This is a genomic window from [Mycobacterium] fortunisiensis (genome assembly GCF_019050325.1).
In the GTDB taxonomy this organism is placed as follows: Bacteria; Actinomycetota; Actinomycetes; order Mycobacteriales; family Mycobacteriaceae; genus Mycobacterium; species Mycobacterium fortunisiensis.
In genome coordinates this window covers 350,724-369,963 of the sequence record NZ_VOMB01000023.1, presented here as the reverse complement: position 1 = coordinate 369,963, position 19,240 = coordinate 350,724, and the positions used below count along the sequence as shown (strand labels likewise).

21 protein-coding genes, 1 tRNA gene and 1 pseudogene are annotated in these 19,240 nt (G+C 67.4%); 15 read left to right on the top strand and 8 right to left on the bottom strand.

Translation table 11 applies throughout. The annotated features are described in order from the left end of the window. The first annotated feature begins 47 nt into the window (after positions 1-47). The 4 genes from FR943_RS22175 to mspA all read left to right on the top strand — a co-directional run bounded on the left by FR943_RS22175 (position 48) and on the right by mspA (position 3,316). Positions 48-1,400 carry a S1C family serine protease gene (locus tag FR943_RS22175; RefSeq protein ID WP_217160403.1) on the top strand — a complete coding sequence of 451 codons (1,353 nt, stop codon included), beginning with the start codon at positions 48-50 and terminating at the stop codon, positions 1,398-1,400. An 80-nt stretch (positions 1,401-1,480) separates the two neighbouring features. Beyond that, the gene (locus FR943_RS22170) at positions 1,481-1,975 is read left to right on the top strand and encodes a MogA/MoaB family molybdenum cofactor biosynthesis protein (RefSeq protein ID WP_372448220.1); all 495 of its coding nucleotides are present in this window, start codon (positions 1,481-1,483) and stop codon (positions 1,973-1,975) included. 147 nt (positions 1,976-2,122) lie between these two features. Beyond that, positions 2,123-2,281, top strand: coding sequence for a hypothetical protein (locus tag FR943_RS22165; protein WP_217160402.1), 159 nt, complete (start codon positions 2,123-2,125; stop codon positions 2,279-2,281). A 387-nt stretch (positions 2,282-2,668) separates the two neighbouring features. Beyond that, positions 2,669-3,316, top strand: a complete 648-nt coding sequence (gene mspA / locus FR943_RS22160) for a porin MspA (RefSeq protein ID WP_217160446.1) — start codon at positions 2,669-2,671, stop codon at positions 3,314-3,316. Between the two features lie 64 nt (positions 3,317-3,380). Here mspA and mscL read toward each other — a convergent pair whose 3' ends face one another. From mscL to FR943_RS22145, 3 genes are all read right to left on the bottom strand, one after another. Next, positions 3,381-3,854, bottom strand: coding sequence for a large-conductance mechanosensitive channel protein MscL (mscL, locus tag FR943_RS22155; RefSeq protein WP_217160401.1), 474 nt, complete (start codon positions 3,852-3,854; stop codon positions 3,381-3,383). A 67-nt stretch (positions 3,855-3,921) separates the two neighbouring features. Next, complete coding sequence (locus FR943_RS22150; protein ID WP_217160400.1) at positions 3,922-4,581, bottom strand: SAF domain-containing protein; 660 nt, start codon at positions 4,579-4,581, stop codon at positions 3,922-3,924. 69 nt (positions 4,582-4,650) lie between these two features. Further along, entirely contained in the window at positions 4,651-4,980 is a 330-nt protein-coding gene (locus tag FR943_RS22145; RefSeq protein WP_217160399.1) for an FmdB family zinc ribbon protein, read from the bottom strand. A gap of 125 nt (positions 4,981-5,105) precedes the next feature. Between FR943_RS22145 and FR943_RS22140 the strand changes: the two genes are divergently transcribed. After that, entirely contained in the window at positions 5,106-5,783 is a 678-nt protein-coding gene (locus FR943_RS22140; protein ID WP_217160445.1) for an HNH endonuclease family protein, read from the top strand. Positions 5,784-5,986: 203 nt separating this feature from the next. On the opposite strand, the gene FR943_RS22135 is transcribed toward FR943_RS22140, so the two are convergent. The 3 genes from FR943_RS22135 to FR943_RS22125 are packed head-to-tail and all read right to left on the bottom strand — an operon-like array spanning position 5,987 to position 9,359. Continuing rightward, positions 5,987-6,871 carry a universal stress protein gene (locus FR943_RS22135; protein ID WP_217160398.1) on the bottom strand — a complete coding sequence of 295 codons (885 nt, stop codon included), beginning with the start codon at positions 6,869-6,871 and terminating at the stop codon, positions 5,987-5,989. Next, positions 6,868-8,694 carry an amino acid permease gene (locus FR943_RS22130; protein WP_217160397.1) on the bottom strand — a complete coding sequence of 609 codons (1,827 nt, stop codon included), beginning with the start codon at positions 8,692-8,694 and terminating at the stop codon, positions 6,868-6,870. The genes FR943_RS22135 and FR943_RS22130 overlap by 4 nt, the downstream gene beginning before the upstream one ends. 56 nt (positions 8,695-8,750) lie before the next feature. Further along, positions 8,751-9,359 (bottom strand): 5-formyltetrahydrofolate cyclo-ligase, encoded by a 609-nt coding sequence (locus FR943_RS22125; RefSeq protein ID WP_217160396.1) that lies wholly within the window; start codon positions 9,357-9,359, stop codon positions 8,751-8,753. Between the two features lie 27 nt (positions 9,360-9,386). Between FR943_RS22125 and FR943_RS22120 the strand changes: the two genes are divergently transcribed. The 7 genes and pseudogenes from FR943_RS22120 (at position 9,387) to FR943_RS22090 (ending at position 14,856) form a co-directional block, all read left to right on the top strand. Continuing rightward, positions 9,387-10,316, top strand: coding sequence for a UTP--glucose-1-phosphate uridylyltransferase (locus tag FR943_RS22120; protein ID WP_217160395.1), 930 nt, complete (start codon positions 9,387-9,389; stop codon positions 10,314-10,316). A 45-nt stretch (positions 10,317-10,361) separates the two neighbouring features. After that, positions 10,362-11,600 (top strand): molybdotransferase-like divisome protein Glp, encoded by a 1,239-nt coding sequence (gene glp / locus FR943_RS22115; RefSeq protein WP_217160394.1) that lies wholly within the window; start codon positions 10,362-10,364, stop codon positions 11,598-11,600. 46 nt (positions 11,601-11,646) lie between these two features. Then, positions 11,647-12,300 carry a GNAT family N-acetyltransferase gene (locus FR943_RS22110; protein ID WP_217160393.1) on the top strand — a complete coding sequence of 218 codons (654 nt, stop codon included), beginning with the start codon at positions 11,647-11,649 and terminating at the stop codon, positions 12,298-12,300. Positions 12,301-12,508: 208 nt separating this feature from the next. Beyond that, complete coding sequence (sepX, locus tag FR943_RS22105; protein ID WP_217160392.1) at positions 12,509-13,678, top strand: divisome protein SepX/GlpR; 1,170 nt, start codon at positions 12,509-12,511, stop codon at positions 13,676-13,678. Positions 13,679-13,733: 55 nt separating this feature from the next. After that, positions 13,734-13,806 (top strand) — tRNA-Ala (locus FR943_RS22100). A 57-nt stretch (positions 13,807-13,863) separates the two neighbouring features. Beyond that, positions 13,864-14,238, top strand: a pseudogene (locus FR943_RS22095) (cytochrome P450); the annotation flags it as partial. Continuing rightward, positions 14,227-14,856 carry a TetR/AcrR family transcriptional regulator gene (locus tag FR943_RS22090; protein WP_217160444.1) on the top strand — a complete coding sequence of 210 codons (630 nt, stop codon included), beginning with the start codon at positions 14,227-14,229 and terminating at the stop codon, positions 14,854-14,856. The pseudogene FR943_RS22095 and the gene FR943_RS22090, both read left to right, overlap by 12 nt. 106 nt (positions 14,857-14,962) lie before the next feature. Here the strand turns inward: FR943_RS22090 and FR943_RS22085 are convergent, their stop codons facing one another. Further along, entirely contained in the window at positions 14,963-15,880 is a 918-nt protein-coding gene (locus FR943_RS22085; protein WP_217160391.1) for an alpha/beta hydrolase family protein, read from the bottom strand. A 168-nt stretch (positions 15,881-16,048) separates the two neighbouring features. Here FR943_RS22085 and FR943_RS22080 point away from each other — a divergent pair, with 168 nt between their 5' ends. Further along, positions 16,049-16,498, top strand: coding sequence for an MmyB family transcriptional regulator (locus FR943_RS22080; protein ID WP_217160390.1), 450 nt, complete (start codon positions 16,049-16,051; stop codon positions 16,496-16,498). A 9-nt stretch (positions 16,499-16,507) separates the two neighbouring features. On the opposite strand, the gene FR943_RS22075 is transcribed toward FR943_RS22080, so the two are convergent. After that, entirely contained in the window at positions 16,508-17,104 is a 597-nt protein-coding gene (locus FR943_RS22075; protein WP_217160389.1) for a TetR/AcrR family transcriptional regulator, read from the bottom strand. Positions 17,105-17,195: 91 nt separating this feature from the next. Here FR943_RS22075 and FR943_RS22070 point away from each other — a divergent pair, with 91 nt between their 5' ends. Both FR943_RS22070 and FR943_RS22065 read left to right on the top strand, forming a co-directional pair. Further along, positions 17,196-18,107 carry a metal-dependent hydrolase gene (locus FR943_RS22070; protein ID WP_217160388.1) on the top strand — a complete coding sequence of 304 codons (912 nt, stop codon included), beginning with the start codon at positions 17,196-17,198 and terminating at the stop codon, positions 18,105-18,107. A gap of 9 nt (positions 18,108-18,116) precedes the next feature. After that, positions 18,117-19,235, top strand: a complete 1,119-nt coding sequence (locus FR943_RS22065) for a DUF7802 domain-containing protein (RefSeq protein WP_217160387.1) — start codon at positions 18,117-18,119, stop codon at positions 19,233-19,235. The last annotated feature ends 5 nt before the right edge of the window (positions 19,236-19,240 follow it).

Sequence of the window (19,240 nt, the reverse complement as noted above, 5' to 3'; positions counted from 1 at the left end):
CAGACAACGGCCGTCGGACCAATTACAAGAGAAGAGCACGCAGCGCAATGACGAACCACCCGAGGTACCCCCAGCAGCCGGAGCAGCACTCCGGCGGCGTCGCCCCCGGATACGCCGGTGCGCGTCCCGATCCCTATCAGTCCCAGGCCTACGACTGGCGCTACGCCCGTCAACAACCGCAACAGCCTCAACAGCAGGCCCCCCATCCCCAGCAGCAGGCTTACCGCGCGCCGTACGACCCATACCGGATCCCGGCCACCCCCCAGCCGGTGCCGGCCAAGAAACGCTCCCGGGCTCCGCTGGTCACCGGCGCCGTCGCAGTGGCACTCGTCTCGGCGGGTATCGGGGGCGGTGTGGCCTCGCTGGTGCACGACGACCACCCCCGCCTCGGCACACAGGGCCTCGGCGCGTCCTCGGCCGTCCCGGCCGCCGCCCTGCCGCCCGGTTCGGTGGAGCAGGTCGCGGCCAAAGTGGTGCCGAGCGTGGTCAAGCTCGAGACCGACATGGGCCGTGCCTCCGAGGAGGGCTCGGGCATCATCCTGACCGCCGACGGCCTCATCCTCACCAACAACCATGTCGTGCAGGCCGCCGCCAAGCCGGCCGCGCCGGTCCCGCTACCGGCAGGGGCCCCGCCGAGCGCCGAGACGAAGGTGACGTTCTCCGACGGAACCACCAAGACGTTCACCGTGGTGGGCACCGATCCGAGCAGTGACATCGCCGTGGTGCGGGCCCAGGACGTCTCGGGGCTGACCCCGATCACCGTCGGCTCGTCGGCCAACTTGCGGGTGGGCCAGGATGTGGTGGCCATCGGATCACCACTGGGCTTGGAAGGCACCGTCACCACAGGCATCATCAGCGCCCTCAACCGGCCGGTGGCCGCCGGCGGCGACACCCGCAACCAGAACACCGTGCTCGACGCCATCCAGACCGACGCCGCGATCAACCCCGGCAACTCCGGTGGCGCCCTGGTCAACATGAACGGCGAGCTCGTCGGGATCAACTCGGCGATCGCCACCATGGGCGGGGATTCCCCGCAGGCCCAGAGCGGCTCGATCGGGCTGGGTTTCGCGATCCCGGTCGACCAGGCCAAACGAATCGCCGACGAGCTGATCCAGAACGGCACGGCCTCGCACGCCTCGCTGGGGGTGCAGGTCAGCAATGACCGCACCAGTGACGGCGCCAAGATCGTCGAGGTCACCGGCGGCGGCGCCGCGGCCGCAGCCGGACTGCCCAGCGGCGTGGTGGTCACCAAGGTCGACAACCGGGTGATCAACAGCGCCGACGCGCTGGTCGCCGCCGTGCGGTCCAAGGCCCCCGGCGACAAGGTCACCCTGACCTTCATGGATCCGGCCGGTAAACCCCAGACCGTCGAGGTCACCCTGGGCAGGGCCGAGCAGTGAGCACCGTGACGGGACCTTCGGGATCGGCCACACTGCGGCTGGCTACGCCGTTGTCCGCCGCCGGATATACGGTTGCAGGCATGGAACAACCAGGGGAGTTGGTGGGCCGGGCGCTCGTCGTCGTCGTGGATGACCGCACTGCACATGGCGAGGAGGACCACAGTGGTCCGTTGGTCACCGAGCTGTTGGGTGAGGCCGGATTCGTCGTCGACGGTGTCGTGGTCGTGGCGGCCGACGAGGTCGAGATCCGCAATGCGTTGAACACCGCGGTGATCGGCGGTGTCGATCTGGTGGTGTCGGTCGGCGGGACCGGCGTGACGCCGCGTGACGTGACGCCGGAGGCCACCCGCGACATCCTGGACCGCGAGCTGCTGGGCATCGCCGAGGCGCTGCGTGCCTCGGGCCTTTCGGCCGGCATCGTGGACGCGGGCCTGTCCCGGGGCCTGTGCGGGGTCTCCGGTAGCACGCTGGTGGTGAACATCGCCGGATCCCGCGCCGCGGTGCGCGACGGTATGGCCACCCTCGGCCCGCTGGCGGCGCAAGTCATCGGCCAACTGTCAAGTTTGGAGATATAGCCACACTTCGAAACGGCGGCCACCGGCCGCCGTTTCGTTTTTGTGACGAAGGTTCAGTTCGGGGTTCATGCTGGTTAAGCGCAGGTTAACGTTTCCTGTCAGACCGCTGGGGCGCAGTTGTGATATCGATCACAAAGGGGATTGATGATGCCGGAAGCGAACAAAAAGAGCCGCCACGCAGTTAACAAGATATTTGGCGATGCCTTGCCGGAGATCGCTCCAGACGAACGTGACACCGCTTCGCCGGAGGACGACGCGGACCGGGAGCAGTGGTTGCGGCGCAACATTCCGCCTCACCATCAATGAATGGTGACCGGGTAATGAGTGTGGGAAACGCCGGGGCGCAGCTGTGGGCTGCACCTCGTTCTGTCGAGAAGGCGAAGAGCGTCACGTCATTGCCCGGACGGCCAAATCCCAGCGTCGCGGCCCTGGCACGCCGCCCTGGCGACCGCGTGCAGCAAATTTTGATCGACCGGTCGCATGCAGACCTGCGGATATGTGTTCGCGTTGCCGCCCCTATGCGGCGCCGTTATGTTCCTCGTGTCAACGATGAGCAGTACGTAAGAGCAACGTGTGAGGTTTTTAATCCGCATCACATATCGGTCTTGCGTGGCGGTACGGTCTGCTGGGGACTGCATCGCCGACCACGACTCGGTGGCCCTGCGGGACGCCGGCGAGATAGCTAGGGAGAACATGAAGGCATTCAGTCGCGCGCTGGTCGCGATGGTGACCGCGTTAGCCGGGGTCTTTGCGGCCGTGTTTGTCGGCACGGCCACGTCTCATGCGGGTCTGGACAATGAGCTGAGCCTGGTTGACGGTCAGGATCGGACGCTGACCGTGCAGCAGTGGGACACCTTCCTCAATGGGGTGTTCCCGTTGGACCGCAACCGGCTCACGCGTGAGTGGTTTCATTCGGGCCGGGCCAAGTATCACGTCGAGGGGCCGGGTGCCGAGGATTTCGAGGGCACCTTGGAGTTGGGGTATCAGATCGGTTTCCCCTGGTCGCTGGGTGTGGGCATCAACTTCTCCTACACGACGCCCAACATCTTGATCGACGATGGTGACATCACCGGTCCGCCCTTCGGCCTGGAATCCGTCATCACGCCGAACCTGTTCCCGGGTGTGTCGATCAGTGCGGACCTGGGTAACGGCCCGGGTATCCAGGAAGTCGCGACCTTCTCGGTGGACGTGGCGGGCCCGGCCGGTGGGGTGGCGGTGTCCAACGCGCACGGCACGGTGACCGGTGCGGCCGGTGGGGTGCTGTTGCGTCCGTTCGCCCGGCTGATCGCCTCCACCGGTGACAGCGTCACCACCTACGGCGAGCCCTGGAACATGAACTGAGGTTCTGAAGCTACAAAGGCGGCCCCCGGAAATCTCCGGGGGCCGCCTTCGTGTGTAGGTCTGATCAGGAACGGTCAGCGCTGGTGTGCTTGGCGGTATCGGGGCTCGGGCCGGTGCCCGGTCCGGTGACATGCTCGTGCCTGCCGCTGGAGCCGTTGGAGTTCTCGGCCAGCAGATCGCGGATCTCGGTGAGGAGGCTCAGTTCGGTGTCCTGAGCTTGTTCCACCTCGCCACGCTCACGAAGCTTCTTGTACGGCACCATGATCACGAAGTAGATGACGGCCGCGACGATCAGGAAGTTGATGGCTGCCGACAGCACCGCGTTGAAGTCGACGAACTGTTCGGGGTCGCCGCCCAGGGAAATCTTGAGGATGCCGTATTCACGGTCGCCGCCCGCGCCGACGCGGTCGACGAGTGGCTGGATGACTTTTTCGGTGAACGAGGTGACCAACCCGGTGAAAGCGGCGCCGATGACCACAGCAACCGCAAGGTCGATGACGTTGCCACGGGCGAGAAACTCTTTGAAGCCTTTCAACATACTGCGGACCCTTCCTGCAGTGGGGTGTGTTGGTGCGACAAGCAAACAGTAACCGCTGGCGGCGAATTCAGTGGATGGTCAGCGTGATGGCCTGCACCAAGGTGGTGGCTGCCACCTCGTTGGCCGACCGGGCCGGCAGCGCCACCAGCGCCACCCGATCGGTGCCGGCGCTGGTGCCGCGGGCTTTCTCCGAGACCAGGACGACGACCGCGCCCGAGGCGATCACGACGGGCCGGGCCGGTTGCCGGTCGTCCTGATCCGGCGTCACGGTCACCACGTCGACCACATCGCCCGGGCGGATCAGATCCAGCAGCGCGGTATCGCTGAGTTTCACCGGCACGATCCGGGCGTCCGGGCCGGCGGCCGATTCGGCCAGCCGAGAGCCCAGCAGTCGGACATCGGTGATGACCTCGCCGCGGCGGGCCGGGGCGGTCAGCGTCGCGCCGATCACCTGGTCGGTGTCACGCTGGGCGCCGTCGGGCAGGGCCGCGGTGGCGCGTCGTTCCAGCCGGATATCGGCGGCGGTCAGTGCCACGCCCGGGGACAGATCGTGGGCGGCCACCGCGATATCGGTGTAGTCGCCGTGCGGATCCGACCGCAGCGCCGCGACGGCGGCCAGCACCACCAACCCGGCCGCGGCCGCACGGCGCGCGGCCACCGTCCGGGTCCAATCGGGCCGGGCCGCGGTCAGCCGATGCCAGGGCGACGGGTTGAGTGAATCGGCCATGGCGCCACGTTATGCGCGGGCGGGCCGTAGGAGAACGGCGTCTTCGCCGTCCTGTGGATAACTTCGGAGCTAGCTCGAGGCGGCCGCGGCCGGGGCGGCGCTGGAGCTGCTCGACGACGTCGAAGCGGTGGACGAGCTGCCCGACGAGGAGGAGTCCGAGGACGAGCTCGACGAGCTGCTCTCGGAGCTCTTGGCCGAGCCGTTGGACGAGCTCTTGCCCGACTCGCGGTTGTCGGTCCGGTAGAAGCCGCTGCCCTTGAACACCACGCCCACCGAGCCAAAGAGCTTGCGCAGCTTGCCGGAGCACTTGGGGCAGGTCGTCAGCGCATCGTCGCTGAAGGCCTGCACCGCGTCGAACCGATTGCCGCACTCAGTGCACGCATAGGAATAGGTAGGCACGAAAACCTCCGAGTTGGTCAAACTTGTTAGCACTCTACCGGCTCAAGTGCTAGAACCGCTACGTGGGCCATGTCATTCCCGCGGGCCGCCGGCGCCGGCGCACCGGAAGGTTAGCGGTACTGGTCGTGGTGGCGGTAATCCTGGCGGTGGCGGCCGTGCTCGTGGTGGCCCGGGCCCGTGAGGAGCGGCCGGCGGACGCGGTGCCGGAACCCTCGGGCGTGGCCCGGCCGCCGTCGGCCTACGACCAGGCCCGGGCCCAGCTCGGCAGGCTGCCGGTCAAAGGCTGGGACCGCCACAGCGACTACGCCCGATACCACTTCGGCGAGGCCTGGAGTGACGACGTCAACGTCGAGTTCGGCCACAACGGCTGCAACACCCGCGACGACATCCTGCGCCGCGATCTGGCCGCCCTGACCGTCCGGCCCGGCACCTGCTACGCCGCCACCGGCGTCCTGCACGATCCCTACACCGGCGTCGAGGTCGCGTTCACCCGCGGGCCCGACACCTCGGGCGCCGTGCAGATCGACCACCTGGTCTCGCTGTCGGATGCCTGGTACAAGGGCGCGCGCACGTGGGACCCGCAGCGGCGCAGGGACTTCGCCAATGACCCCCGCAACCTGCTCGCCGTGGGCGCACAACCCAACTTCGACAAGGCCTTCCGCGATGCGGCCGGCTGGCTGCCGCCCAATGCGGCGTTCCGGTGTGAGTTTGTGGCCCGCCAGATCGAGGTGAAAGCCGTTTATGGGCTGTGGGTCTCGGCGAAGGAGAAGGACGCCATGGCGGCGGTGCTGGACGGTTGCTAGTGACCGCAATCCGCGGCGCAAACCAATGCCGACCCGGGCAGGTTTCCGTTTTGGCGCACTGTGACGAGCGTGCAGTCTTTTCCTGCTGGTCGCGCCGGAATTGCCGTACAAGCTGCACACTCGTCACAGCGTCCAGATAGTGAACAGCTCCTGCGCTGCACGCATTCAAATTTCAAATTGGGCAGGCAGGCGAAGTGTCAAAGCTAGCCCCGATGACGCGGCGCGATCAGCACCGGCACCGGCGAGCGGCGCAGGATCTTGCCCGCCGCCGAGCCGAGGAACACCTGGGCCACCGGGGCGGCCGCGCCGGAGCCGAGCACCAGCAGATCCCCGGCCTCCCAGTCGATGCTCTGCACCGCGGCGTTCCAGTCGTGACCGACCCCGACCAGCACGTCGACCTCGGGCAGCGCCATCCGGGCCCGAATGACGTTGAGCTGCTTGGTGATATCGGCCTGGGTCCGGCGCGCCCACTGCTGGACCACCAGCGCCTCGGCTGAGGATTCGATCGACCCGTGGAACGCCGCGGTGTTGCGCACGCTGAACGACACGATGCGCAGCCGGGCTTTCCAGGCCGCGGCCAGTGCGGCGGTGGCCGGGATCAGCCCGTTGACATCGGCCTCGCCGCCGTAGGCCGCGGTGAGCCGGCCGATGACGGCGTCGGACTGGGCGTAGCCGCGCGGCGCGAAGGCGACCGGCAGCCGGGCGGTGTGCACCAGGCGTTCGGTCACGCTGCCCAGCGCCACCCGCCCGAGCATGCCCGACGAGGACGAGCCGACGGCCACCAGCGTCGCCCGATGCCTGTCGGCCAGTTCGAGCAAACCTGTTGGTATCGACGTGGATTCGTGGACCAGCGGGGTGACGTCCACATCGGCGGGCAGCACGGCGACGGCCCGCTGGAGCACTTGGCTGGCCTGGGCGCGAACGTAAGCCAGATACTCGCCCTCGATCGGATCGTCACGCGGCGGCCAGGACCGTTCCACCACAGCCGCGGCGATCACCTTCTCGCCGGTGGTGCGGGCGAGCTGAACGGCCAGATTCAGCGGAGCGCTGCTGTGCCGGCTGGCGCTGAACGCGGCCAGGATGGTCACGACGCCCGCTCCCGCACCCGCGACACGACGTGCGTCACCGGGACCCGATGTTCGGCCCGGGCCCGGTCGACGACATCGAAACGCTGCCACACCGAATCCTCCGGCGGCAGCGTCGAAATCACGATCTGGTCGGGCCGGAACACCTCCACTGCGTGGGCCAGGGCGCGCAGCGGGCGGTAGTCGCCCAACTCGCCGTCGGCCTGCAGCTGGTCGGAGTGCAGCGTGCTCAGGGTCTGGTCGAGGCGGCGCTGCGCCGCGCGCACGGTCGCCTCGGAGATGTCGAGTGGCCCGTGGGTGGCGGCCACCCCGGTCTCGATCGGGCTGGCCGGGACCACCACGTGATAGACGGTGTCCCGGTCCGCGCCGATGCTGCGCAGCTCGTCGAGAAGTTCGTTCGACTGCACAGTCTCGTTGGCCAGTACCAACACCCGGTGCGGGCGTGGGGCGTCGGCGGCCCGGGCCACCTCGGGCACCTCCGGCCGGCGGGACAGGAACCACCGGTTGGCCACGAACAGCACGATCACCACCGCCCACGACAACAGGCTCAGCGTCAGCGCCTTCCGGTTCTCACCGCCCTGGAGGAACATCTGGATCAGGATCGCGGTGATCGCGAGCGCGGTGAGGATCGACAACACCGGGAACAACCACATCTTGACCTTGAGGGTGCCGGGGGCGCTGCGGTAGCGCAGCACGATCTGTGAGAGCGCGATCAGCAGGTAGACGAACAGGATGACCGCGCCACTGGAGTTCAGCAGGAACGCGAAGATCGTGTTGGGCGAGAAGGCGGCGGCGATCACGCAGACGAAACCCACCACCGACGAGGTCAGGATCGCCGTCGCCGGCACGCCGCGGCGGGTCACCGCGACCAGCTGCGGCGGCGCCTCGCGCCGGGCCGCCAGCACGAACAGCATCCGCGAGGCCGTGTACATCCCGGAGTTCAGGCAACTCAGCACCGCGGTGAGCACGACGGCGTTCATGATGTGGTCGGCATAGGGGATGCCCAGCTCGGTGAACGCCGCCACGAACGGCGAGGCCGCCGTCTGCTCACTGTTCCACGGCAGGATCGTCACCAACAGGAACGCCGAGCCGACGAAGAAGAGCAACACGCGGATGATCACCGAGTTGGCGGCCTTGGCCACCGCCCGCTCCGGATCGGCCGACTCGGCCGCGGCGATGGTGGCGATCTCGGCGCCGACCATCGAGAAGATCACCGTCACCACCCCTACCGTGACGGCCGTGGCGCCCAGCGGGAAAAAGCCGCCGTGGGCGGTGAGGTTGGAGAAGTCCAGCTCCTTGTGCGGCCACAGGCCGAGCACGAACAGCGAGCCCAGCCCGATGAACACCAGGATCGCGGCCACCTTGATCCCGGCGAACCAATATTCGAACTCGCCGAACGATGACACCGAGAACAGGTTGGTGGCCGTCATCGCGATCAACAGCGCCAGCGCGGTCAGCCACAACGGCACGTCGACCCAATACTGGATGATCTTGGCGCCGGCGATCGCCTCGAACCCGACGACGATCACCCAGAAATACCAATACAGCCAGCCGACCGAGAAACCGGCCCAGTTGCCCAGCGCGTTGCGGGCATAGTCGGCGAACGAGCCGGTCGACGGGTTGGCCACGGCCATCTCGGCGAGCATCCGCATCACCATGATGATCAGCACACCGGCCAGCGCATAGGTGATGAACGTGCCGGGACCGGTGTCGGCGATCACCACACCCGAGCCGACGAACAGGCCGGCGCCGATCACGCCGCCGATCGCGATCATCCGCAGCTGTCGCTGGCTGAGTGCCTTCTTCAACGTCGGAGTCTCGCCCATGTCGCCGACGCTATGCCTGAAGACAAACCGTGCGTGGCAAATCGAGTGGGCGAGTTTCAGGTGCCGGTGCCGGCGAGCGGCACCACCCCGCCCAACGGGGTCAATGCATGCGTCATCGGCACGTCGTGCGGGTCGGTCGGCAACTCGTCGACGAGCTCGTCGTCACGCACCACCGCGACCAGCCGCGCATCCGGTGCGGCGAGGATCAGGCTGCGGTCGTAGAAGCCGGCGCCACGGCCCAGCCGGGTACCGCGTCGGTCCACAGCCAGCGCGGGTACCAGGACCACCTCGGCCTCGGCGATCCGCCCGGCGGGCAACCACGGCGGCGGCGGCTCGCGCAGGCCGAACTCGGCGGCCACCAGCGTGCCCGGCTCATACCGGCCCCACTGCAACGGCAGGCCGCGCCCGTCCTCGTCAGTGCGGGCCACCGGAAGCAACACGCGCACACCGAGTTCGGCGAGCGCATCCAGCAGGGCCGACGACCCCGGTTCGGAGCCGACCGGAACGTACGCGCAGACTGTTTGCCCGCCACGCACCAAACCGGGCAGCCAACGGCAAATCGCCTGCGCCTCGCGGTCGCGCAGATCGGCCGGCACGGCCCGCCGCGCCCGCAGAACGCCGGCTCGCCACTCGGTCTTGGTCGGCAGGGTCACGCCCACCACCATCTCAGAATGGGCGTTAGTGTGTGAACGATGAGCACGTCTCCCAAGGCGCCTGAAGTGCCGATTCCCTACACGGCCGTCGTCCCGGCGGCCGGCCTTGGCACGCGCTTCCTGCCGGCGACCAAGACGGTCCCCAAGGAATTGCTCCCGGTGGTCGACACCCCGGGCATCGAGTTGGTGGCCGCCGAGGCCGCCGAGGCCGGTGCCGAGCGGCTGATCATCATCACCTCCGAGGGCAAAGACGGTGTCGTCGCGCACTTCGTCGAAGACCTGGTGCTGGAGGGCACGCTGGAGGCCCGCGGCAAGCAGACCATGCTGGAGAAGGTGCGTCGCGCACCCGCCCTGATCAAGGTCGAGTCCGTGGTGCAGGCCGAGCCGCTGGGCCTGGGCCATGCGGTCAGCTGCGTGGAGGCGGCGCTGGCCCCGGACGAGGACGCCATCGCGGTGCTGCTGCCCGACGACCTGGTGCTGCCCACCGGTGTGCTGGAAACCATGTCGAAGGTGCGGGCCAAGCGCGGCGGTTCGGTGCTGTGCGCGATCGAGGTGCCCGCCGACGAGATCAGCGCCTACGGCGTCTTCGACGTCGAGACCGTGCCCGACGCGGCCAACCCCAACGTGCTGCGGGTCAAGGGCATGGTGGAAAAGCCCAAGGCCGAGGATGCGCCGTCGCCGTATGCCGCCGCCGGCCGCTACCTGCTGGACCGGGCGATCTTCGATGCCCTGCGCCGGGTTTCGCGCGGGGTGGGCGGGGAGATCCAGCTCACCGACGCCATCGCTCTGCTGATCGAAGAGGGCCATCCCGTGCACGTGGTGGTGCATCGCGGAGCCCGACACGACCTGGGAAATCCCGGCGGCTACCTGAAGGCTGCGGTTGACTTTGCGTTGGAACGTGACGACTACGGCCCCGAGTTGCGGCGGTGGTTGGTCGAACGATTGGGCCTGACCGGACAGGAGGGCTAGCAACGAGCTGGCCCGCACGTCGGCCCGTAGACAGGAAGGCGTGTTGTGCGTTCGGTGGAGGAACAGCAGGCTCGGGTAGCGGCTGCCGCGGTGGCGCCCCGACCGGTGCGGGTGGCCATCGCCGAGTCACAGGGCCTGATGTGTGCCGAGGAGGTCGTCACCGAACGGCCGATGCCGGGATTCGATCAGGCCGCCATCGACGGATATGCGGTACGCAGCGTCGACGTGATGTCGGTGGGCGACGGTGCCGGGGAGATCAGCCTGCCGGTGATGGGCTCGATCGAGGCCGGTGCCCGCACCCCTAGCCGGTTGCAGCCCCGGCAGGCCGCCCGGGTGCAGACCGGGGCGCCGATGCCGACCCTGGCCGACGCGGTGCTGCCGTTGCGGTGGACCGACGGCGGAGAGAGCCGGGTCCGGATTTTGCGCAGTGTGCGCTCCGGTGCCTACGTCCGGCGCACCGGTGACGACGTGCAGCCCGGCGACGTCGCGGTGCGGGCCGGCACGATCATCGGCCCGGCCCAGGTGGGGTTGCTGGCCGCGGTCGGGCGGGACCGGGTGCTGGTGCATCCGCGGCCACGATTGTCGGTGATGTGCGTGGGCGGCGAACTCGTCGACGTGTCCCGCACGCCCGGCACCGGGCAGGTGTACGACGTGAACTCCTATGCGCTGGCCGCGGCCGGTCGCGACGCGGGCGCGGAGGTCAACCGGGTCGGCATCATCAGCACTGACCCCCGCGAACTGCGGGAAACTGTTGAAGGCCAAGTCAATCGGAACGAGATCGTGGTGATCGCCGGGGCGGTGGGCGGGGCCGCCGCCGAATCGGTGCGCACCGTGCTCGCCGAACTCGGCGACATGGAGGTGTCCCGGATCGCGATGCATCCCGGGTCGGTGCAAGGGTTCGGCCAGCTCGGACGCGACCGCGTTCCGGTGTTCCTGCTGCCCGCCAACCCGGTGAGCGCGTTGGTGGTGTTCGAGGTGATGGTGCGCCCGCTGATCCGGCTGTCCCTGGGCAAGCGCCAGCCGATGCGCCGCGTGGTCCAGGCCCGCACACTGTCACCGATCAGCTCGGTGGCCGGGCGCACCGGCTATCTGCGTGGGCAGCTGATGCGGGACCAGGACAGCGGCGAATACCTGGTGCAGGCCCTCGGCGGGGCGCCCGGAGCATCCACCCATCTGCTGGCGACGCTGGCCGAGGCGAACTGTCTCGTGGTGATCCCCAGCGAGGTCGAGGAGGTTCGCACCGGCGAAACCGTCGATGTGGCGTTCCTGGCCCAGCGCGGCTGATAAGACTTCATTCGATGAATGACGGTGTGACGAATCGACGGTGCGCATGACCATGTTCCGGTCCAGCGCATTCCACCCGGGCTGGCCCGGTTCGATCGGCCCGCTGCGGGTGCCGGCCGGGGTGGTGCGGCTGCGGCCGGTGCGGCTGCGCGACGCCGCGGTGTGGAGCCGGATCCGGCTGGCTGACCAGGCTCACCTGGAACCGTGGGAGCCGGTCAGCGGCGTGGATTGGCATGTCCGCCATTCGGTTTCGTCGTGGCCCGCGATCTGCTCGGGGCTGCGCAGCGAGGCCAGGCGGGGGCGGATGCTGCCGTACGCGATCGAGCTCGACGGACATTTCGCCGGGCAGCTGACGATCGGCAACGTGACGCACGGGGCATTGCGCTCGGCATGGATCGGCTACTGGGTGGCCAGCGACAAGACCGGGGGTGGGGTGGCCACCGGGGCGCTGGCGCTCGGGCTCGACCACTGCTTCACCGGGGTGCAATTGCATCGGGTGGAGGCCACGGTGCGGCCGGAGAACGCGGCGAGCCGGGCGGTGCTGGCGCGGGTGGGTTTCCGCGAGGAGGGGTTGTTACGCCGCTACCTGGAGGTCGACGGCGCCTGGCGGGACCACCTGCTGGTGGCGATCACGCTGGAGGAGCTGACGCATTCGGCGACGCAGGCGCTGGTTTCGGGGGGCCGCGCCAGTTGGTGCTGAGCCATTTCCGCGTGTGAAGCGCTGTGGCGGCTGGACGGCGGCTTTTTCGCCATGGCGCTTCACACGCGACGACCGCCTGTTGCTGATGTGACACGTGTGACTGGTGGTGCTTGTATCGATCGAATTACAGGTGTGTAATTGTGTCGGCGCGCCATCCATGGATGCGCTGGTCGCAGACCTAGCCTGAACGGGGAAAGGAGCAGGCGTCATGCCAAGCATCCCCCAGTCTCTACTGTGGATTTCCCTCGTCGTTCTCTGGCTTTTCGTGCTGGTTCCGATGTTGATCAGCAAGCGCGACTCGGTGCGTCGTACCAGCGACGTCGCCCTGGCGACCAGAGTGCTCAACGGCGGACGCAACGCGCAACGGCTACGGCGCGGGCCGGCCGCCGGACACCACAGCGATCCAGACTGGCAGCCCGCCGCCGACCATCTCGACTCCGATCTCGACGAGGAATACGACGACGCCTACGCGGAAGAGGAACCGCCGGCCGAGGTACACGTGAAGCGCACGGTCGTGGTGGCCGCCGCGACCGTCGAGACCACCGAACCCGACTACCTCGACGTCGACATCGTCGACGAGGACTCCGGGGCGCTGCCGATGGGCACGGTCGTCGACTCCGAGCCCGAGCTGGAGCTGGAATTCGAGACCGCCCCTGAGCCTGAAGCTGAGCCCGTCGCCGAACCGGAGCCGGAGCCGGAGCCCGAGCCGGAGTCCGAGGCTCAAACCGAGCGAATCCCAGTGGATCTCGGCGCCGTCGAGGAGCCGGTCGAGGAACCGGCCGAGGAGTCCGAGCCCGAGCCTGAGGCCGCCGACGATTCCGAGGACATGTCCGACGACGAGTACGAATACGTTGCCGACACGTCCGGGCTGGAACCCGAAGCGGAGAACGAGCCCGACGACGCGGAGCAGCCGGAGGCACCCGTCACGTCGCTGAATGCCACCCGGCAGCGCCGGTTCGAGTCCAAGACCGCCGCGGAGGTCAGTGCCCGCAAGTTCCGGTTCCGCAAGCGCGTGCTCGCGGTCCTGGCCGTCGCGATGGTGTTCTCGGCCGGCGCGGCCTTCCTGGTCACCCCGTCGGCCTGGTGGGTGTGCGGCACCGCCGGTACGTTGACCGTGCTCTACCTGGCCTACCTGCGCCGTCAGACCCGGATCGAGGAGCAGCTGCGGCGTCGGCGCGCGCAACGGATCGCGCGGTCGCGGCTCGGCGTGGAGAACACCGACGACCACAAGCTGGACGTGGTGCCGGCCCGGTTGCGTCGGCCGGGTGCGGTCGTGCTCGACATCGACGACGAGGATCCGATCTTCGAGCACCTAGCCTATGCGTCGTACCGGTCAGCGGCCCGCGAATACGATCTACCTCGGGCTGCCGGGCAGTAGGCCGGCCGGTTTCCGGTTAGCGGCCGGTGGCTGGTAGCCTTTGCTTCCGGTATCAGGGGCTATAGCGCAGTTGGTAGCGCGTCTCGTTCGCATCGAGAAGGTCAGGGGTTCGATTCCCCTTAGCTCCACTCTCAAATGGCAGGTCAGGCAACTGATCTGCCATTTCTCGTTTGTTGACGGCCGCATCGGCAGCCTGCATCGTGCCGCGCGCCGCCGTCGACGATGTCGAGTTCGGTGGCCATCTGTTCCCGGCGGGGACCTTCGTACTCGCGAACACCTTTGCAGCCAATCGAGATCCAGCGATCTATGACGATGCTGACCGCTTCGACATCGCCCGCAAGGACGTCCCCGCAATTCTGACGTTCGGCGGTGGAGCGCACTATTGTCTAGGCGCGAACCTCGCACGCCGGGAGCTGGCGGAGGCACTCACCGTCCTCACCCGTCGCCTTCCCGCCACCCGTCTCGTCGGGCCGGCCCCGTGGAAATCCCTGCTGGGAATGACCGGTCCGACAACTCTTCCGATCGAGTTCACCAGCGAAAAGCTTGTGATGGCGCCCGCATCCGACGAGGAAGCTCTCTCGCGCATCCTGACTGCGGTCGATGAGGAGATCGCCGAGCATGGAGCAGCCATCCGGCTTGCCGACGTCGCCCGCAGGCTCGGAGTCACCCGCCAGACGGTGTACCGCTACTTTCCCAATGCCGACGCGCTGCTCATCGCCAGCGCTATGCGTGCCGTCAACGGATTCATCGATCAGATTGCAGATCACGTCAGCGGCCTCAACGACCCGGTCACTGCGGTGGTCGAAAGTGTTTCATTCGGAGTCGAGAACCTCTCAGGTGACCCGCAGCTGGAGAAACTACTCTCCCGGAGTGACGACGGCGAAGCCGTCGCGTCGCTGACCTCCGACACGGCCATCGCATTCTGCCTGTCCGTTTTGCACCGCTTCGATGTCGATTGGAGGCTTCAGGGCTTCGACGACACCGCGCTGCGTGAACTCGCCGAGATGACGTTGCGCACGGTGCAATCCATGCTGACCGATCCTGGACAAACGCCGCGTAACGGTGTCGCCTTACGCCGCTTCGTTGCTCGATGGCTGGGCCCGGCCGTCCTCTATCCACGATGGACGTCGCTGTCGACCCACGTCGCCGGCGACCACGGTCCGTCCAGGGCCCTGTGACGAACGTGCAGTTTATCGGTGCAAAAACCGTGAATTTTCCTCGAAAGCCTGCACATTCGCCACAGGGCGCAGGATGAGAGGTACTCAGCTCCGGTGAGCGTCCCGACTATTTGACATACTTGTCGAACCATTCGATCGGCACCTCGGGGTGCACACCGAAGAAGTTGTATCCGTCGAATCGCCGGTCGGTTCCGGTGATCCAGTAGAGGTTCTTCTCCTCGACCGGGATCGCGTCATAGATGTCCTGCACGTCCTGTGGCCGCGTCATCGTGTCGTCGTGGACCTGGGCGACGAGAGTCGGCACGCTCACGGCCTTCACGTGCTCCAACGGTGATTGCTCGGACAGGTGGAACCCGGTGCGCTCGTGGACGGCTTTGTCGAACTTGGCGTAGCCATCCTCCATGCCGATGCCCTTGATGAACTCTTCGACGATGTAGCTGCCGGATACCGGTTGCAGCATCACCATGGCCTGGACCTCGGCGAACTCCTCGGGATGCTTGGACCAGGCGACGGCGTTGGAATCCGCGCCGAGGCACACCGACAGCAGTGCCTTTTTCATCTTCCCGGTGTCCGGCCGCGCCGCGGCGTAGCGCAGCGATCCGATGACGTCGCGGTACTCGGTCAGCCCGATCCCGGCGATGCCGCCATTGCCCTGGCCGCTCATCCCGTGATTGCGGATGTCGTAGGCCAGCACGTTGTAGCCGGCGTCGTGCAACGCCTGGTATTCGGGCAGGAAGTTCACCTCAAAACCGCCTAGGCCGCCGAACTCGGGCAGATGCCCCGGGTAGCCGTAGCGGTTGCCGGGCAGGAAGTGGTTGTGGATGACCAGCCGGTCCGAGTCCGCCGGGATGAACCAGCCCTCAAGCGGCACACCGTCCATCGACGGGAAGACCACATCCTCGTACGTCAGGCCGACCTCGTCGGGACGGCGGAGCACGGGCGCGCGCCGGCCCGCCGTCGTGCCGGTGGTCCACAACTCGACGAAACTGTCGAATGCTTGCTGTGTGGTGTCGTTGTCGGGCATCTCGGTGACCTCGTTTCACTGGAAAATCTCTCTGCACCCGACGCTAAAAGGGTGCTGGGGAGGATGGGGAGACACTGCTTATAGGGGGTACCCACAACACCTCCCTCCGGCCCGGGTTCTTCCCTACTGTTGGGGCATGGACACGCGAAGGACGTCAGGGAATTCCTGATGAGTCGTCGCGCGAAAATCACCCCCGAGCAGGTTGGGCTGAGTCCGGGCGTGCGGCGCCGGGTGCCGGGCTTGCGGCGCGAGGAGGCCGCCCAACTGGCCGGGGTGAGCACCGAGTACTACACGCAGATCGAGCGCGGCAATGTCGCCGGCGTCTCCGACGAGGTACTGCAGGCGATCAGCCGGGCGCTCACTCAGATCGTCGGCGAACTCGCCACGCAGAGCATCGAGTTCCGCACCCGGTGGGCAGCGCACAACGTGGCCGGACACCGGCACGGCGTCAAACAGTTCTGCCATCCCGAGTTCGGCGACCTCACGCTCACCTACAACGTCTTCGAGATCACCGGGGCACCCGGACTGTCCCTCGTCGGGTACACCGCCGCGCCCGACACCCCGTCAGCGCATGCGTTGAACATCATGGCCAGTTGGAGCGTCACCTCTCGAACATGACGCCGTCGGTCACCGCGCACCCAGCGCCGGACCGATCCAGCGGTGCAGATAGGCCCGCAACTGGGCACCAGAGCGTGGCGGGTCCGGCGGTGCGATCACCATCGACTGGATGAACCGCAGCAGGAACTCGACGAGTTCGTCCATCGTGGCCTCGTCGAATCCGAACTGATCCCAGTTGATCTGGGCGTGCTGGAGCATCGTGCGGCAGCGCGCGATCACATCGGAGGTCAGCATCGCGCGGCTGAACATGTTCGACCGGTCGTTGGCCAACAACAGCGCCAGCTGGGGTTCGTGCGGCAATCGCTCGATGATGTAGGCCATCACCTCGACCAGCTGATCGGTCGCGTCCAGATCGGCGACCAACCGCCCGGTCTCGGCCACGAAGCTCCCCAACGCCATTTCGGCGACCGCGGTGAACAACTCGTCCGTGCCGGTGAAGTAGCGGTACACGGTGCGCCGCGTGATGCCCAGCGCGTCGGCGATGTCGGACACCGTGGTCTGCGCGGCCCCGCGCCGATCGACCAACCGCGACGTGGTGTCGATGATCCGCTTGCGGGCCTCCGCGTCGTTTGCCGGCGGTGAACCCGCCCACCCTTTGCGTCCCATGAGCCTTGACTCTTCCGTTCGACTACGCCAAGAATACGCACATGACACATGCATGAGCATTGTGTGTAATGACGTCCGCAGCGGAGCACGCATGACTGACCTCGAGGTGCGACGGCCGAAGTTCGATTTCACCGGCGACGTGCCGTGGGAGTGGAACCCGGCCAACCCGCAGTTCTCGTTCTTCATGAATGCGACGTCGATCATCGCCATCTGCTTCGAGCAGATGATCGTCGCCGCCGTGCAGGAGGCCAAGCCGCTGATCACCGATCCGGAGGCGGCTGCCGAGGCGACGGCGTTCCTGCGCCAGGAAGCCCAGCATTCCAGCACGCACCGCAAGCACGTGACCGCATTGATCCGCCGTTATCCCGGCCTGCAGCACACCCTCGACGCCGCGATCGCAAGCTTCGAAGAACTCACCGCCACCACACCGGTCAAACACCGGCTGGCCTACATCGCCGACCTGGAAGCCACGTTCACGCCGAGCTTCAAGATGATGCTCGACAACGAGGAGACGCTGTTCCGTCCCGGAGACGAGCGGGTGGCCTCACTGTTCATCTGGCACTTCGTCGAAGAGGTGGAGCACCGCAGCTCGGCCCTGCTGATCTACGACGCCGCCATCGGTGACCGCTGGTACCGGATACGGGCCTTGCCCGCCGTGGTGCGGCACCTGATGGGCATCATGCGACTGATCGCCGATGGGGTGAACGAGCATGTGCCCCAAGCGGACCGAAAAGTCGATGCCCGCACCCTGCTGCCCGGCTTCGGCTTCCGCGAGACGTGGCGCCACCGGTTGCCGTTCGGTCGACGGACCGCCGTGCCGGGTGCCTTCGCCACGGTGCCCCGCCGGCAGCGCCTCGCCGCGGCGGGCCGAGTCCTGTTGAGTCAGACGCCGTATCACGATCCGACGCACACCCCGCTGCCCGAGCTCGCCGACCGCTGGTTCGCGCGGTGGGACTCCGGCGCCGACGTGACACGCTGGTACACAAGTCAACCCGCCAATTGAGGTGACGCCATGACCCAACAGTGCACCGCCGCCTTCGATGCCATCGCCCGGCCGCTGGGAGAGTTCTCCTGCCAGTACGCTCCCGCCGTGGTGCACCTGCGCAATCCGCTGGCGCTGAGCAACTGGACGCTGGTGCTGCTGGAAATCATGATGGTGACCGGTGCCGTGCTGGCCCTCATCCACTCGATTCGGCGCCTGCGTCGCGACGGCGACCCGGTCAACCTGGCGCTGTGGTGCGCGACCGCCGTCTACCTGTTCGCCGTGGAGATACCGCTGTACTTCCCGAACGTCTTCGGCATTCAAGACCAACTGGGAGTGGTGTTCGCCCACAACGCCTTTACCGTGCAGTTCCTCTTCGACCGGCTGCCGCTCTACATCGTCGCCCTCTACCCGGCCGTCGTCACGCTGGCCTACGAGATCGTCCGCAGTCTCGGGGTGTTCCGGGACCGCGGCATCGTCATCGGGGCACTGTGTGTCGGGTTCGTCCACCACTGCCTCTACGAGGTGTTCGACCAGCTCGGTCCCCAATTGCGTTGGTGGGCCTGGAACACCGACAACCCGATCAATCACCCGATGTTGGCATCGGTGCCGATGACGAGCATGTTCATCTTCGCCACGCTGGGCCCGATCGTGGCGACGGTGCTGGTGCTGGTCCTGGTGGGCCGCAAGGACCCGAGGGGCTGGAGTCTGACCTGGCGGACCGTGCTGGCCGGGGTGTTGGTGCCGCTGGGCCTGGCGGTGCTCAGCATCCCCACCTCGCTGTTCGGCGGGCCCGACCCCAACACGACCGCCCAGGCCATCATCTTCTCCGTGGAACTGGTGGTGCTCGCCGGCATCGCCCTGCCGGTCCTGGCGCGGCAGTGGCAGCGGGCCTGCATCACCGCCAACCGATTCGTCCGGGTGTTCGGGCCGGTGTACCTCGGCGTGCTGGCCGTGCTGTGGCTCAGCGCGCTGCCCGACTACTTCCGTGCCGACGCAGGCATCACCGCCGACGGGACGCCGACCGGCAGTCTCACCTATGCCGTCGGGTGCTTTGCCGTGTCGGTTGCCGTGGTGGCTGCCGTCGCTGCCCGGCGGGGGACACCGACGCCCGTCGGCCGACCGGAATTCGTCCAGCCGGTCGAATAGCCGAC